This is a genomic window from Erwinia sp. PPS120 (assembly GCF_047918655.1).
GTDB classification, from domain to species: domain Bacteria; phylum Pseudomonadota; class Gammaproteobacteria; order Enterobacterales; family Enterobacteriaceae; genus Erwinia; species Erwinia tasmaniensis_A.
In genome coordinates this window covers 163,671-178,971 of the sequence record NZ_JBLREF010000007.1, presented here as the reverse complement: position 1 = coordinate 178,971, position 15,301 = coordinate 163,671, and the positions used below count along the sequence as shown (strand labels likewise).

The 15,301-nt window shown below is 50.1% G+C and carries 11 protein-coding genes; 2 read left to right on the top strand and 9 right to left on the bottom strand.

The genetic code is table 11. The annotated features are described in order from the left end of the window. Positions 1-44: 44 nt before the first annotated feature. The 3 genes from oppA to ACLRGG_RS04465 form a co-directional block, all read right to left on the bottom strand. Positions 45-1,676, bottom strand: a complete 1,632-nt coding sequence (oppA, locus tag ACLRGG_RS04475) for an oligopeptide ABC transporter substrate-binding protein OppA (RefSeq protein WP_416248606.1) — start codon at positions 1,674-1,676, stop codon at positions 45-47. Positions 1,677-1,837: 161 nt separating this feature from the next. Beyond that, positions 1,838-3,430 carry an ABC transporter substrate-binding protein gene (locus ACLRGG_RS04470; protein ID WP_416248673.1) on the bottom strand — a complete coding sequence of 531 codons (1,593 nt, stop codon included), beginning with the start codon at positions 3,428-3,430 and terminating at the stop codon, positions 1,838-1,840. Between the two features lie 654 nt (positions 3,431-4,084). After that, positions 4,085-4,732 (bottom strand): YchE family NAAT transporter, encoded by a 648-nt coding sequence (locus ACLRGG_RS04465; protein WP_416248605.1) that lies wholly within the window; start codon positions 4,730-4,732, stop codon positions 4,085-4,087. Positions 4,733-5,250: 518 nt separating this feature from the next. Here ACLRGG_RS04465 and adhE point away from each other — a divergent pair. Next, positions 5,251-7,944, top strand: a complete 2,694-nt coding sequence (adhE, locus tag ACLRGG_RS04460; RefSeq protein WP_416248604.1) for a bifunctional acetaldehyde-CoA/alcohol dehydrogenase — start codon at positions 5,251-5,253, stop codon at positions 7,942-7,944. Positions 7,945-8,064: 120 nt separating this feature from the next. Here adhE and tdk read toward each other — a convergent pair whose 3' ends face one another. Beyond that, the gene (gene tdk / locus ACLRGG_RS04455) at positions 8,065-8,691 is read right to left on the bottom strand and encodes a thymidine kinase (RefSeq protein WP_416248603.1); all 627 of its coding nucleotides are present in this window, start codon (positions 8,689-8,691) and stop codon (positions 8,065-8,067) included. Positions 8,692-9,214: 523 nt separating this feature from the next. Between tdk and hns the strand changes: the two genes are divergently transcribed. Beyond that, positions 9,215-9,619, top strand: coding sequence for a histone-like nucleoid-structuring protein H-NS (gene hns / locus ACLRGG_RS04450; protein WP_067701407.1), 405 nt, complete (start codon positions 9,215-9,217; stop codon positions 9,617-9,619). A 138-nt stretch (positions 9,620-9,757) separates the two neighbouring features. Here the strand turns inward: hns and ACLRGG_RS04445 are convergent, their stop codons facing one another. The 5 genes from ACLRGG_RS04445 to rssA all read right to left on the bottom strand — a co-directional run bounded on the left by ACLRGG_RS04445 (position 9,758) and on the right by rssA (position 15,262). Beyond that, entirely contained in the window at positions 9,758-10,762 is a 1,005-nt protein-coding gene (locus tag ACLRGG_RS04445) for an NAD-dependent epimerase (protein ID WP_416248602.1), read from the bottom strand. 14 nt (positions 10,763-10,776) lie between these two features. Then, positions 10,777-12,117 carry a UDP-glucose dehydrogenase family protein gene (locus tag ACLRGG_RS04440; RefSeq protein ID WP_416248601.1) on the bottom strand — a complete coding sequence of 447 codons (1,341 nt, stop codon included), beginning with the start codon at positions 12,115-12,117 and terminating at the stop codon, positions 10,777-10,779. A 26-nt stretch (positions 12,118-12,143) separates the two neighbouring features. Beyond that, positions 12,144-13,052 (bottom strand): UTP--glucose-1-phosphate uridylyltransferase GalU, encoded by a 909-nt coding sequence (gene galU, locus ACLRGG_RS04435; protein ID WP_416248600.1) that lies wholly within the window; start codon positions 13,050-13,052, stop codon positions 12,144-12,146. A gap of 195 nt (positions 13,053-13,247) precedes the next feature. Next, positions 13,248-14,261, bottom strand: a complete 1,014-nt coding sequence (rssB, locus tag ACLRGG_RS04430) for a two-component system response regulator RssB (protein ID WP_416248599.1) — start codon at positions 14,259-14,261, stop codon at positions 13,248-13,250. 83 nt (positions 14,262-14,344) lie between these two features. Beyond that, positions 14,345-15,262, bottom strand: a complete 918-nt coding sequence (gene rssA, locus ACLRGG_RS04425; RefSeq protein ID WP_416248598.1) for a patatin-like phospholipase RssA — start codon at positions 15,260-15,262, stop codon at positions 14,345-14,347. Positions 15,263-15,301: the final 39 nt, after the last annotated feature.

Below are 15,301 nucleotides of genomic sequence, written 5' to 3'. Positions count from 1 at the left end.
AATGAGACACACCGGGGGAGGTTATCCTCCCCCTGTTATTGCCATTAATGTTTAATGATGTACAGATCTTTGTCGTACACGTAGTTCAGCGGATCTTTACCGGTATAGCCGCCAACGTAAGGCTTAACCAGACGGGTATTGGCATAGTAAAAGACCGGCACAATGGTCGAATCCTTATCCAGAATTTCTTCCGCCTGGGTATAGGCTGCACTGCGTTCTTTTTCGTTACTGGAGGTCGACGCGGCAGCAATCGCCTTGTCAAAATCCGCAGATTTATAGTGGGAGGTGTTGTTGCTACTGCCGGAAGTCATGGTATTCAGGAATGAGGTCGGCTCGTTGTAATCTGCACACCAGGCGGCACGGGCAACATCGAATGTTCCCTGATGACGCGTATCGAGGAAGGTTTTCCACTCCTGATTGGTCAGCTTGACGTTAACGCCTAAATTTTTCTTCCAGATGGAGGCTGCCGCAATAGCCAGCTTTTTATGCAGATCGGAGGTGTTGTAAAGCAGTTCGAACGTTAGCGGTTTGTCGGCAGTATAGCCTGCTTCGGCAAGCAGCTTTTTCGCTTCAGCATTACGTTGATCCTGCGTCTCGTTAAACCACGCTGGTTTGGTCACATTGGCACCATCAATTGCAGGCGGGGTGTAGCTGTAGGCGGCCTGCTGCCCCTGAGCCAGCACTTTATTCACCATAATGTCACGGTCAAGGCCCAGCTTCAGCGCTTCACGGACGCGGGAGTCAGTGAAAGGGGCTTTCTGGTTATTGATTTCGTAGTAATAAGTACAAAGATAAGGGTCAACGTGCAGCTCTTTTGGATTATCGCGCTGTAGCTTTTTAAACAGTTCAATCGGCAGGTTGGTATAGGTCATGTCACTGCCGTTACTGCTAAAATAGCGGTTAACGTCGCTGACCTCAGAAGGGATCGGCAGGAAGGTGACTTTATCCAGTTTGGTATGCGCGTTATCCCAGTACTGTGGGTTGCGCACCACAACAATACGCTCATTAATAATGTGCGATTCAAGCTTGTAGGCACCATTCCCCACCCAGTTTTCCGGCTGGGTCCACTTTTCGCCAAATTTGTCGATAGCAGGCTTATAAACCGGCGACATGGAGGGGTGAATAAGCAGCTTGTAGAAATAGGGAACGGATTCGGTGAGCGTTACCTGGAGCGTATGCGCATCTATGGCCTTTACGCCAAGCTGATCGGGGCTTTTCTTACCGGCGATAATGTCGTCAACGTTTTCAAGATGGCCGTACTGGAGATAGCTGGCGTACGGGGAAGCGGTTTTAGGGTCAGCCAGGCGCTGCCAGCTGTAGACGAAATCCTGAGCGGTTACCGGCTCGCCGTTTGACCATTTCGCGTCTTTGCGCAGATGGAAGGTCCAGACCTTACCGTCTTTGTTCTCCCAGCTTTCAGCCACGCCAGGGATTGGGTGACCTGAAAGATCGTTGATGACCAGCCCTTCCAGCAGATCGTAACTGACGTTTGCTTCAGGCACGCCCTCGATTTTATGTGGATCGAGAGACTGCACCTCATCGCCATTACCCTTTACCAGTTCCTGCTTCGCTGCCAGCTCAACGCCTGCTGGTACGGTAGCCGCGATAGCCATATTTCCCGCCAGCGCAGCAAACACCCCAAGCGCAACCAGACTTTTTTTCGTGATATTGGTCATTATCTACTCCAGTTTTTATTATTGCTGATGCGGTCTTAACACCAGCTTCCCCCGTTAAACGGGCTATCGGCTCAGGCTTCCGGAACGACGGCATCCCGAGCCGTTAATGCGTTACCCTGATTTATTACGGTATTTGTCCGTCAGGAAAAAAACCGTAGTCCTTAATGCTTTACGATATAGAAATATTTAATATCGGTCAGATCCTGTGGGTCTTTACCGGTAAAACCACCGACCCAGGGTTTCACCAGCCTTGCGCTGACCCGGTAGTAAACCGGCACAATGGCCGAGTCTTTATCGAGCTGTGCTTCCGCCTGCTGATAGATGTCCGCGCGCTGCTCATCCGATACCGTCAATGTTTTAGCCATCAGGTCGTCAAAGGCCTGACTTTTATAGAACGCCGTATTAGTGGATGAATCGCTCAGCATGGCATTCAGAAAGGTAGAGGGTTCATTATAATCGGCGCACCAGGTGGCGCGCGCGACGTCGAAACTCCCCTGGTGCCGGGTATCCAGCATGGTTTTCCACTCCTGGTTATCCAGCTTAACCCCGGCCCCCAGATTCTTTGTCCACATGGACGCCGCGGCGATCGCCTGCTTTTTATTTACGTCGGACGTGTTGTAGAGCAGCGTAAAGCGGAGCGGTTTCTCAGCGCTGTAACCTGCCTCGGCCAGTAGCGCTTTGGCCTTTGCATTACGTTCTGCCTGGGTCAGCGTCATCCATGCAGGCTGCGCCAGATGCGCCCCATCAATAAAGGTTGGCGTGAAGCCCCCAGCCGGAATTTGCCCCTGCCCCATAATTTTGTTAGCGATGATATCGCGGTCGAGGGTGAGCTTGACCGCGGTTCTCACCCGGGGATCGTTAAAGGGCGGTCGTTTATTGTTCAGTTCGTAGTAAAAGGTGCAGAGCAGCGGGCTGATATGAACCTGACTACCCAGGGTTTTCTTCAGCGTAGGAAAAAGATCGGGCGGCAGCGCGCTGTTAGTCATATCAATTTCACCGCTACGATAGCGATTCACATCGCTGGCTTCGGCGGTGATCGGCAGGAAGGTGGCCGTTTCGATAACCGTGCGGGCGTTATTCCAGTAAAGTGGATTACGCTTCACCACGATTTTTTCATTGATCACCCACTCACTCAACGTATAAGCGCCGTTGCCGATATAGTGGTCGGGCTGCGTCCACTGGTCACCCCATTTTTCCACCGCCTGGCGGTTAACGGGTCGGAGCGCGGTATGGGCGGCCAGCGCCACAAAATAGGGTACGGGTTCGCTGAGGGTGATCTGCACATGCGCATCGTCAGGCGCACTGATGCCCAGCGCCGAGGGAGGCTTTTTACCGGCCAGAATATCATCAATATTGTCGATATGAGCATATTGCAGATAGCTGGCGTAGGGTGAAGCCGTTTTCGGATCCACCAGACGTTGCCAGCTATAAACAAAATCGGCAGCGGTTACCGGTTGACCATTGCTCCAGCGGGCATCCTTACGCAGCGTAAATGTCCAGATTCTGTTCTGTTGATTACGCCAGCTCTCCGCCACGGCAGGCACAATATGGCCGTTATCATCCGTAGTGACTAATCCTTCCAGCAGATTGTCGATAACATTGCTTTCAGGCACCCCTTCAATTTTTTGCGGATCAAGTGAAGAGACTTCACTACCATTATTAATCGTGATGGTCTGGCTGGCGGCAAGCGTAACGCCTGCGGGCACTGTCGCCGCTGACGATAAGTCAGCGCTGAGACCCAGAACAACCATCATCGCCTGGCACAAACACGGGCGGCGGTACGAAAGATATTTCATTGAGCGTAATTAACCTGTGTTTTTGGATCTGTCTCAGATCGGTTGAAGCCGATCTCATTTGCACATCCGGTGCCAATAATGAGGATGATTTCCGAAAACTATCAGAACGCCGATTTCGACGCCAAACTTAAATAACAAAAATGTTAACTTATTCTCTTTTATCACGAAACAATCACAAGAAGAAGTGTTATTTAACAAAAGAAATTAAGTGCAAACGCGTTATTTATTAACAGGTTAACTGTGATTCCTTCCATACTGTGCTGAGGATGCCTGTTTCATACCTTGCCTGCAGACAGATTTACCCTCATTCGCGCGTTAAAGATATCTTTAACGCTTTTTGAAGTGATGTACAGTACGTTATGCCAGAATCAAGCCAATCTATCGGATTTTAGTCTTGAAATTTTAATAACATTTTCGGGTTAGCTTCTGATAAGAATGCAATTTTCAGTAATTACACTAATAACTGAGCGAGGATATTAAGCATACGGAATAAATGCACCAATACAGGGCAATTAATCGGTGCAACGCATTAATATGGTGCACATAAAAAGTTGAGATAAAAAATAAGCGCAGATTATGCGCTTATTATCCGGCTTTTTAGGGAGGATAGTCTTAGTGCAACAGGCCAGGAAAGAGTACTTTGATACCGGTAACGATAAACTCAATTCCCAGGGCCATCAGCAGCAGCCCCATGATGCGGGTGATCACGTTGATTCCGGTCTGTCCCAATACCCTGACCATCAGCGGTGCCGCACGAAACAGCAGCCAGCAGCAAAACGCAAATAGCGCAATAGCCAGACTAAACCCCAGCAAATTTTGCCAGCTGTGATACCGCGTACTCCAGACGATGGTGGAACTGATGGCGCCTGGCCCGGCCATCAACGGTAGCGCCAGCGGTACAACGCCAATACTCTCCCTGATTTCCGTTTCTGATTTTTCCTGTTTATTCTGTTTATCTTCCCCCAGCTTACCGCTGATCATCGACATCGCGATGGTAACCACCAGAATACCGCCTGCTATACGGAAGGAGTCGATTGAGATGCCGAACAGTTGCAGGATGGCATCACCCAGAAACAGGGAGGTCAGTAGGATGATCGCCACCGAGAGGCTGGCCGTCATATTGGTTTTGTTTCGCGCGGCGGGTATCTGATAGCGCGTCATACTGATAAAAACAGGAATAATCCCAACCGGATTAACCAGGGCGAATAAACCCACAAAAAATTTTATATAGCCTGAGAAATCCAGAATTACCGGGTTCATGCTCCACTCCTGAAGGGGCCTGTTCAACGTGCGGTAATTTAATGCAAAAGCCAGGCCCACGCCATCCCGCAAAGGCCGAATATCTCCCTGTATTTTTCACTTATAGCCAGCATAAAAAACCAAGAAAAGACAAGTAACCGATATAATTTTCTATCAGCCTGCGTGCGCCGCTGGAAATCTGCGGCCGGGAGCCAGTTATGTAAGCTGAAAGGTGTCAGCTGAGATTATCGGTGATCCAGATCAAATATGGCCTACCTCATTATGAGTAAGCTTTGTTTATCCGGATGGGGCTGAATATGGCTTGTTTCTGGAAATAGAGGCCTCAGCAGCCAGTAAACGCTACGCGCTTCAGATCTGTCATCGCATCAGGGGGAGGCTCTTTCAGTAAACGCAGACGCTCTTTTTGTAAAACTTTCGGACCTGTCACATAAAAAAAACAATATGTTAACGCCGGATTATTACAATTAAAGATTCTGATTCGTTTACTAATAGAGTTTAACTTTCATCAGGAGAGCATTATGGCCGTTACTAATGTTGCTGAACTTAACGCACTGGTTGAGCGTGTTAAAAAAGCACAGCGTGAATATGCTAATTTCACTCAAGAGCAGGTAGACAAAATCTTCCGCGCGGCAGCGCTGGCCGCGGCAGACGCGCGCATCCCCCTGGCTAAGATGGCCGTCGCGGAGTCAGGCATGGGGATTGTCGAAGATAAGGTGATCAAGAACCACTTCGCCTCCGAATACATTTATAACGCATACAAAGATGAAAAAACCTGCGGCATCCTTGAGACCGATGAGACCTTCGGCACCATCACCATTGCTGAACCTACCGGGCTGATCTGCGGGATCGTGCCAACCACTAACCCTACCTCTACCGCCATTTTTAAAGCACTGATTAGCCTTAAAACCCGCAACGGGATTATTTTTTCTCCCCATCCGCGTGTGAAAGATGCCACTAATAAAGCGGCAGATATTGTACTCCAGGCGGCTATTGCCGCTGGCGCACCTAAAGATATTATCGGCTGGATTGATGTCCCCTCAGTGGAGCTTTCCAATCAGCTGATGCACCATCCGGATATTAATTTGATCCTCGCCACTGGCGGGCCCGGCATGGTTAAGGCAGCCTATAGCTCAGGGAAACCCGCCATCGGCGTTGGTGCGGGCAATACCCCAGTTGTTATTGATGAAACGGCGGACGTTAAACGTGCCGTGGCGTCAATCCTGATGTCAAAAACTTTTGATAATGGCGTTATCTGTGCTTCCGAGCAGTCCGTTATCGTGGTTGATGCTATTTATGATGCGGTCCGTGAACGTTTCTCCAGCCACGGTGGCTACATGCTGCAGGGCCAGGAGCTGAAAGCCGTTCAGGACATCATTCTCAAAAATGGCGGCCTGAATGCCGCTATCGTCGGTCAGCCAGCGTTAAAAATTGCCGAGATGGCCGGGATTAGCGTACCGGGTAACACCAAAATTCTCATTGGCGAAGTGGAAAGGGTTGATGAGTCGGAACCTTTCGCACATGAGAAGCTCTCCCCTACTCTCGCGATGTACCGGGCAAAAGATTTTGAAGATGCCGTGGCTAAAGCTGAAAAACTGGTTGCGATGGGCGGTATCGGGCACACCTCTTGCCTCTACACCGATCAGGATAATGAGCGTGAACGCGTCAACTTCTTCGGCGACAAGATGAAAACGGCACGTATCCTGATTAATACACCGGCGTCTCAGGGAGGCATTGGCGATCTGTATAACTTCAAGCTGGCCCCTTCACTGACGCTGGGCTGTGGTTCCTGGGGGGGTAACTCCATTTCTGAGAACGTCGGACCTAAACATCTGATCAACAAGAAAACCGTGGCCAAGCGAGCAGAAAACATGTTGTGGCATAAACTTCCCAAGTCTATCTATTTCCGCCGCGGCTCCTTGCCTATCGCTATGGAGGAAGTGGCGAGCGATGGGGCCAAACGCGCCTTTATCGTGACAGACCGTTATCTGTTTAACAACGGCTATGCCGATCAGATCATTACCGTACTGAAATCTCACGGTATTGAAACGGAAGTGTTCTTTGAGGTTGAAGCGGATCCGACGCTAAGCGTAGTGCGTAAAGGCGCTGAACAGATGCACTCGTTTAAGCCCGACGTGATTATTGCCCTGGGCGGTGGTTCGCCAATGGATGCGGCTAAAATCATGTGGGTGATGTACGAGCATCCTGAAACGCACTTTGAAGAGCTGGCACTGCGCTTTATGGATATCCGTAAACGCATCTACAAGTTCCCTAAAATGGGTGTAAAGGCAAAAATGATTGCCATTACCACCACCTCCGGTACCGGTTCTGAAGTCACACCTTTCGCCGTGGTTACCGATGATGCGACCGGTCAGAAATATCCGCTGGCAGACTATGCGCTGACGCCGGATATGGCCATCGTAGACGCCAACCTGGTGATGAACATGCCAAAATCCCTGTGCGCTTTTGGCGGTCTGGATGCGGTGGTTCATTCACTGGAAGCCTACGTGTCAGTACTGGCAAATGAATATTCTGATGGCCAGGCGCTACAGGCACTAAAACTGCTCCAGGAGAACCTGCCTGCCAGCTACAGTGAAGGGGCCAGGAATCCAGTGGCGCGTGAGCGCGTGCACAATGCGGCTACCATCGCGGGCATCGCCTTCGCAAACGCCTTCCTCGGCGTTTGCCACTCTATGGCGCATAAGCTGGGTTCAGAGTTTCATATTCCGCACGGTCTGGCCAACGCCCTGCTCATCGCTAACGTTATTCGCTATAACGCCAACGATAACCCCACCAAACAGGCTGCATTCAGTCAATATGATCGTCCGCAGGCCCGCCGTCGCTATGCCGAGGTTGCTGATCACCTGCGCCTGACCGCGCCTGGCGATCGCACTGCTCAGAAGATTGAGAAGCTGCTTAACTGGCTTGAAGAGATGAAAAGTAAGCTGGGTATTCCAAAATCCATTCGTGAAGCCGGCGTACAGGAAGCAGACTTCCTGGCGAAAGTTGACCAGCTGGCGGATGATGCCTTTGACGACCAGTGTACCGGTGCCAACCCACGTTATCCGCTGATTGCCGAACTGAAACAAATTATGCTGGATAGTTTCTATGGCCGCGATTTTAGTGAACCCTTTAGCAACATAGCAGAAGCCATTGCTTCGCAGTCGGTAGAAATAAATACCCCGGTGAAAAAAAGCAAAAAGGTGAAAGAGTAAAATTTTCGTAAAAAAAAACCCGCTTTTGGCGGGTTTTTTCCAGTAATGTTCAATAAAACTAATAGACCACAGAAATAAGAAGCAGGCTATTCATATACCTGGCTGCTAAAATAACGGTGATCAGCTACTGCCCTTATTGTCGGTTTTACCGTGAATAGCCAGTAGACAGCCCTGTTCGATTGCCGCGTTATAATGCTTACGACAGACGGAAACATAGCGTTCATTTCCGCCAATGACCACCTGTTCACCCTCTTTAAAAGGTGCCCCGTTTTGGTCCAGCCTTAATACCATTCCGGCTTTACGCCCGCAGTGGCAAACGGTTTTTAATTCAACCAGCTTATCTGACCAGGCAAGTAAGTAGTGGCTGCCGGTAAATAACTCTCCCCGGAAATCTGTACGTAAGCCATAGCACAGTACAGGTATATCAAGATTATCTACTACTCTGGAAAGCGCCTTAACCTGATCGCGGGTCAGGAACTGACATTCATCTACCAGCACGCAGTTAACGGGTTCAATACTCTGCTCAGCGTTAATTTCGTCAAACAATGCAGTCTCGTTATTATACAATTTTGCTGGAGATGAAAGTCCAATTCTGGAACTGACCTTACCCACCCCGAAACGATTATCTATTTCAGCGGTATAGACCAGCGTGCGCATCCCTCGCTCCTGATAGTTGTAGGATGACTGCAACAGGGCAGTTGATTTACCTGCATTCATAGCAGAATAATAAAAATACAGCTGAGCCATTTTGCTCGACTCCGGATACAGGTTGCGTGGTAAGCCGTAAAGTATATCACACCTCCCCCGAGCGGCGAACCGCGACACCTTAGCGCTGAGGCTTATAATCTACAGAAGAGGTTCAGATCTGAACCCGGGGTGGACAGGCCCGTGCTGTAAGCTGCGTTGAGGACAGTCACTTTAACAATTTCCGCGCAATAGCTTAGTAATAAATGATATGTAAGCTGAGATTACCCGCAGACTGTTCTAATAGTTAGCCGGTATACCCGCTGAAAAGGCGATCTAATATACTGTCACAAACAGGTAATTTACAGGCTGTTTATCTACTAAATGGCGGCTGTCAGCATGGTGGGTTACCGGGTGATATTGCCTTTCAATTTACTTCCTTACTGCATTATTAAGAGCAGTAAACGCAAGAATGACTTGTTATTCTGAATTCCTTACAAAATTATCTATTGCAGTTAGGATCAACGCCCTCTATTATTATCAGGCAAACAGCCCCCCACTTTTTTATAATTTTGAGATTTAGACAATGAGCGAAGCACTTAAAATTCTGAACAACATTCGTAGCCTGCGTGCGCAAGCCAGAGAATGTACGCTTGAAACTCTGGAAGAGATGCTGGAAAAGTTAGAAGTTGTTGTTAACGAGCGCCGCGAAGAAGAGAGCCATGCTCAGGCAGAGAATGAAGAACGCAGCCGCAAACTGCAGCAATATCGTGAAATGCTGATTGCAGACGGTATTGATCCTAACGAATTACTGTCAACGCTGGCGGCTGTTAAAGCACCGGGTAAAACGAAGCGGGCTGCACGTCCAGCTAAATATAAATATATTGATGAGAATGGCGAATCCAAAACCTGGACCGGCCAGGGTCGTACGCCCGCTGTAATCAAGAAAGCTCTTGATGACGGCAAATCTCTCGATGATTTTCTGCTGTAAATTGAAGTCTGACGGCATTTAAACGTGTCTACGTTGCAGGCCACATTTTAATGGTGTCAAGATTCAACTCTCTGTGGCGTTTCAGATAGCCACAAAAAAAGGAAGCCATGAGCTTCCTTTTTTATTTACTGCCTGCGGTTAAACCTTATAAAACTCACGATACCAGCTAACAAAACGCTGGACGCCGGACTCCACGCCCGTCTGGGGCTTGAAATCAATCGCGTCGAAGAGTGCAGCCGTATCCGCACTGGTTTCCAATACATCGCCGGGCTGCATAGGCATCATATTTTTGTCGGCTTTAATACCCAGTGCTTTTTCTAACGCCTCAATATAGGCCATTAGCGTAACCGGCTGGCTGTTGCCGATGTTATAAACACGGTAAGGCGCTGAGCTACTCGCAGGATTACCCTCCTCCACCGTCCATTCCCGATCGGGCTGCGGGATAACGTCCTGCAGGCGAAATATGGCTTCAGCAATATCATCGATATAGGTGAAATCACGTCGCATCTGACCGTTGTTATAGACGTCAATTTTCTCACCGGCGAGCATAGCACGGGTAAATTTAAACAGTGCCATATCCGGACGCCCCCACGGCCCATAGACGGTGAAAAATCTCAGGCCAGTGGTTGGAATACCATACAGATGAGAATAGGAGTGGGACATGAGCTCATTGGCTTTCTTCGTCGCCGCATACAGCGATACGGGATGGTCCACGCTGTCATTTGTTGAAAATGGCAGCTTGCGGTTAAGACCATATACCGAACTTGAAGAGGCGTACAGCAGATGCCCCACCTGATGATGCCGGCATCCCTCAAGAATATTCAGATGCCCAATCAGGTTAGCGTCGGCATAGGCCAGAGGATTTTCCAGCGAATAACGTACGCCAGCCTGTGCGCCCAGATGGATGACGCGGTCAAATCCTTCGTTGCGAAACAGCTGGGCAATACCCTCGCGGTCGGCGAGATCGCATTTGATAAAGGTAAAGTCAGAGGATTGAATTAACGCCAGGCGGGCCAGCTTGAGGTTTACATCATAATAGTCATTCAGGTTGTCGATACCGACAACCTGGTGACCGGCAGCAAGCAGGCGTTGTGCAACGTGATACCCTATAAAGCCTGCTGCGCCGGTAACCAGATATTTCATACTGCCCTCGTTAATTATGCAATTTGTATTGAAGCACCGCGGCCGATTGCATAATAAACAAACCCGCGTTTGCTGACTCTTTCAGGATCATACAGGTTACGACCATCAAAAATCACCGCTTCTTTCAGGGCATTTTTAATTACGTCGAAATCTGGCGCGCGGAAGTTCTGCCATTCGGTACAGATAACCAGACCATCAGCACCCTGCAGGGCCGCTTCTTTGGTTCCCATCAGCTTAAGGTCGCTGCGGTGGCCGTAAATACGCTGTGCTTCATCCATCGCTTCCGGGTCAAACGCCTGCACGGATGCACCCGCCTGCCAGAGAGATTCCATCAGCACGCGACTGGAAGCCTCACGCATATCATCGGTGTTTGGCTTAAAGGACAGTCCCCAAAGCGCGAAGGTTTTACCCTGCAGATTCTCACCGAAATGACGTTTGATAAAGGCAGGCAGCTTGGTTTTCTGCGAGTCGTTCACGTCTTCTACCGCCTGAAGCAGGCGCGGCTTATAGCCAATCTGTTCTGCGGTTCTGATCAGGGCCTGAACGTCTTTCGGGAAGCACGAACCGCCGTAACCGCAGCCTGGATATATAAACGAGTAGCCAATACGGGAATCTGAACCAATACCCTGACGAACTTTCTCTACGTCTGCACCCAGACGCTCTGCCAGGTTGGATATTTCATTCATAAAGCTGATTTTGGTGGCCAGCATGCAGTTAGCCGCATATTTGGTCAGCTCAGCGCTACGGATATCCATCAGGATCATGCGATCGTGGTTACGGTTGAACGGCTCATAAAGCTCGCGCAGCAGTTCCACCACCTCATCATTATCCGTACCGACCACGATACGCTCAGGACGCATGCAATCGCTGACTGCTGCACCTTCCTTCAGAAACTCCGGGTTAGATACCACATCAAACGCGATCTCAGCACCACGGGTTTTCAGCGTTTCTTCCATTACTGCACGCACTTTGTCAGCGGTACCCACGGGCACGGTTGACTTATCAATCACCACTTTGTGGCTATTCATATGCTGCGCGATGGTTCGCGCAACGGCAGTAACGTATTTCAGATCGGCAGAGCCGTCTTCATCCGGTGGTGTACCCACGGCAATAAACTGCATCACGCCGTGGTTAACGCCCTCTTCCGCGTTGGTGGTGAACCTGAGGCGACCTGCCTCATAGTTCTGCATAACCAGCGGCGTCAGGCCTGGCTCAAATATTGGAATGATCCCTTTCTTCAGATTTTCGACTTTATTTTCGTCGACATCGATGCAAAGAACGTCATGTCCGACTTCGGCCAGAACCGCAGCCTGAACCAGACCAACATAGCCGATACCAAATACGGTGACTTTCATTGAATTGTCCCGGTTAGAAATTAAACTTATTTTTTATTGCCAACAGTGCTTTCAAGCCACTCTTTAAAGTCGCTGCCCAGCGTATTGTGACGTACGCCGTATTCTACGAAAGCCTGCATATAGCCCAGTTTGTTGCCACAGTCATGGCTGATGCCTTTCAGGTGGTAGGCTTCAACCGTCTCTTTATCCATCAGCATGGCGATGGAGTCAGTAAGCTGAATTTCGTCGCCAGCGCCCGGAGGGGTTTTAGCCAGCAGAGGCCAGATATCCGCAGACAGCACATAGCGGCCCACAACGGCCAGGTTAGATGGCGCTTTATCCGCTTTTGGTTTCTCAACGACGCCAACCATAGGCGCACTTTCACCCGCATTGAGCTCTGCACCCTGGCAATCAACAACGCCGTAGGCGGTTACGTCTGCCACTGGCTCAACCATGATCTGGCTGTGACCGGTTTCATCGAAGCGACGCATCATATCGGCGAGGTTATCCTTTGCCAGATCTGATTCGTACTCATCAATGATTACGTCAGGCAGAATAACGGCCACAGGCTCATTGCCGACAACCGGATAGGCACACATTACTGCATGGCCCAGACCCTTTGCCAGGCCCTGACGCACCTGCATAATGGTGACGTGTGGAGGACAGATAGACTGGATCTCTTCCAGTAGCTGGCGCTTAACGCGTTTTTCCAGCATAGCTTCAAGCTCGAAGCTGGTGTCAAAATGGTTTTCAATCGAGTTTTTAGACGAGTGCGTAACCAGCACAATCTCGGTAATGCCTGCTGCGATACACTCATTAACGACATACTGAATTAACGGCTTATCAACCAGCGGCAACATCTCTTTAGGAATTGCTTTGGTTGCTGGCAGCATACGCGTACCCAAACCTGCTACAGGGATTACCGCTTTTTTTACTTTAGACTTATAGGCAGACATCAAAGTACCTCTCTTTAGGCCGTTCAAGTTATTACTTGATATGTCGAGTTTAAAAACGAGATGAGTATACCAGTTGTATACGGGTGGATTTATCCTGGTTGAACCATTTCAACGCAAATTAAGATTATTACCCAAGTGTAAAGCCAATTTTTGGTCCTGCTAATCCGACACAGCGCAAAATAAACCCTTAAACGGTTATTCCGTCGTCAACATCAGGCGCAGTCTGCCGCCCGCGCCCCATACCTGGCACTGCCACGTATCACAGCGCTGGCTTATTTGGTTAAGATGCGTACTACCCAGCGTGCCAAGGGGAATACCATTACTCAGCTGAATTTGATGGGTGTTAACGTTGAGCGTGGCGTTTAAACCCGCGGAAACTAAAATCAGATTTTTTAAACCCTGATGGTAGTAGCCAACCAGCAAAGGAAATTGTCCCTTGAGGTTAGCCTGCCGAAGCAGCAGATTAACCTGTTTTAGCAGGCCGTTTAATTCAGGCAGACGCGGAGCCTGGCCGGATAATTGATCCTGGAGTAACCCGTTGAATAACGCCCGCAGCAGAAGCGCGGCTAACACGCCGTTGTCACCTGCGCGCGTGACGTCCAGACAGTAGAAAGCCAAATCTTTTTCAGACAGGGCTGCCACATCCAGGACCAGTCCCGGCTGCTCGGCCATCGTCAGCTGGCGGTAATTGATACGGCAGTTGGCGATAACCTGCTGCACCGGCGGCTGTAGCTGCTTGAGCAATTTGGCGGCGGCCTGAGGATCGCTAACCAGCGCATCCCAGTCCTGAAACAGCTGTTCGTCCTCTTCCACTTTAGAGGTAAACATAGAGGGATAGAGGCATTCGTAAACCGCCTCCCGCAGCCGGTCCAGATCTTTGAGCGGTTTCAGCAGCACGTCCTGAACGCCCAGGCGCAGCACCCGCGCGATATCCGCCATGTTTTCGGTCGCGGAGATAACCAGAATAGGCACCGCGCTGCCTTTGCTGCGCAGATGTTCTACCAGTTTAAGCCCGTTCATTTTGGGCATAGCAAGATCGCAGATAACCAGGTCGGGTGTTAGCTGGTTCATTTTTTCCAGCGCCTGCAGTCCATCATCTGCCAGTATGTTTGTCGCGCCAAGCGCAATAAGAAAATTGTCCAAAAGAGAGCGGAAAACGACCTCGTCTTCAACAATCAGAATCTGTTTCCCCGTTAATGGTTTGTCCATTATCCCCCCTCACACAGCAGATAACTCAATAGTGGCTCATAATCAACATCCGTGCCCGTCAGAATTACCTTACGTATTCTCATTCAAACATCCGGCAGCGCATTCTGGTGGACCAGGGGAAGTAATTCATCCATTTTCTTCTCAACGGCCAGCCTGCCGGCTTCAATTGCCTCTTCCGCGCGGTGGAAGTCCAGCGTGGAAATTTGCGGGCAAAAGGGTTGTATCAGTATATCCGGTGGATCGCCAGCCATGCGGTTCCGCTTAAGGCGATTCTCCAGCACCTGAATGGATGTTGTCATTATTTCCATCGCGCCCGGGCTTTGATTAACTTTGCGCTGCACCTTTTTCACCAGGCTTTGTCGTAGCCTTCCTCCCCAGCTATTAACCGACTGGCTGGCCTCTTCTTGATCTCCGGGCGTAACGGACAGCAGATCCTGCTGCATCAGGTGCGCATCATGCTGCAGATCAACGGCGATGACGATATCTGCTCCCAGCGCCCGTGTCAGAGAGATGGGGACCGGATTGACCACCGCACCGTCCACCAGCCAGTAGCCATTCCAGCTAACGGGCGCAAGCAGACCCGGCATGCTGCAGGAGGCACGAACGGCCTGATGCAAATCTCCTTCGGTAAGCCAGAGTTCACGACCCGTGCTAAGATTCGTGGCGACAGCGCCAAAAGGCAGCGCGCACTGCTCGATTTTGTCATGCTGAACCAGCCGCCTGACATGATTGAACACGCGTTCGCCTCTGAGCAACCCACCGCGACGCCATGAGAAATCCATCAAGCGGATAACATCCCAGTAGCTGAATGACCGGACCCAGGTCTCCATCAGTGGCAGCCGATGGCTGGCATAAGCCGCACCAACCAGCGCGCCGACGGAACAGCCCGCAACGACATCGATTTTTATACCTGCCCTTTCCAGCGCATGTATAACGCCTATATGAGCCCATCCTTTGGCAGCGCCTGAACCTAGCGCCAGTCCGATTTTAACCTTTCTCATCCCACCTCTGGCGTTGACTTGAGTTACAAATAGCATCAT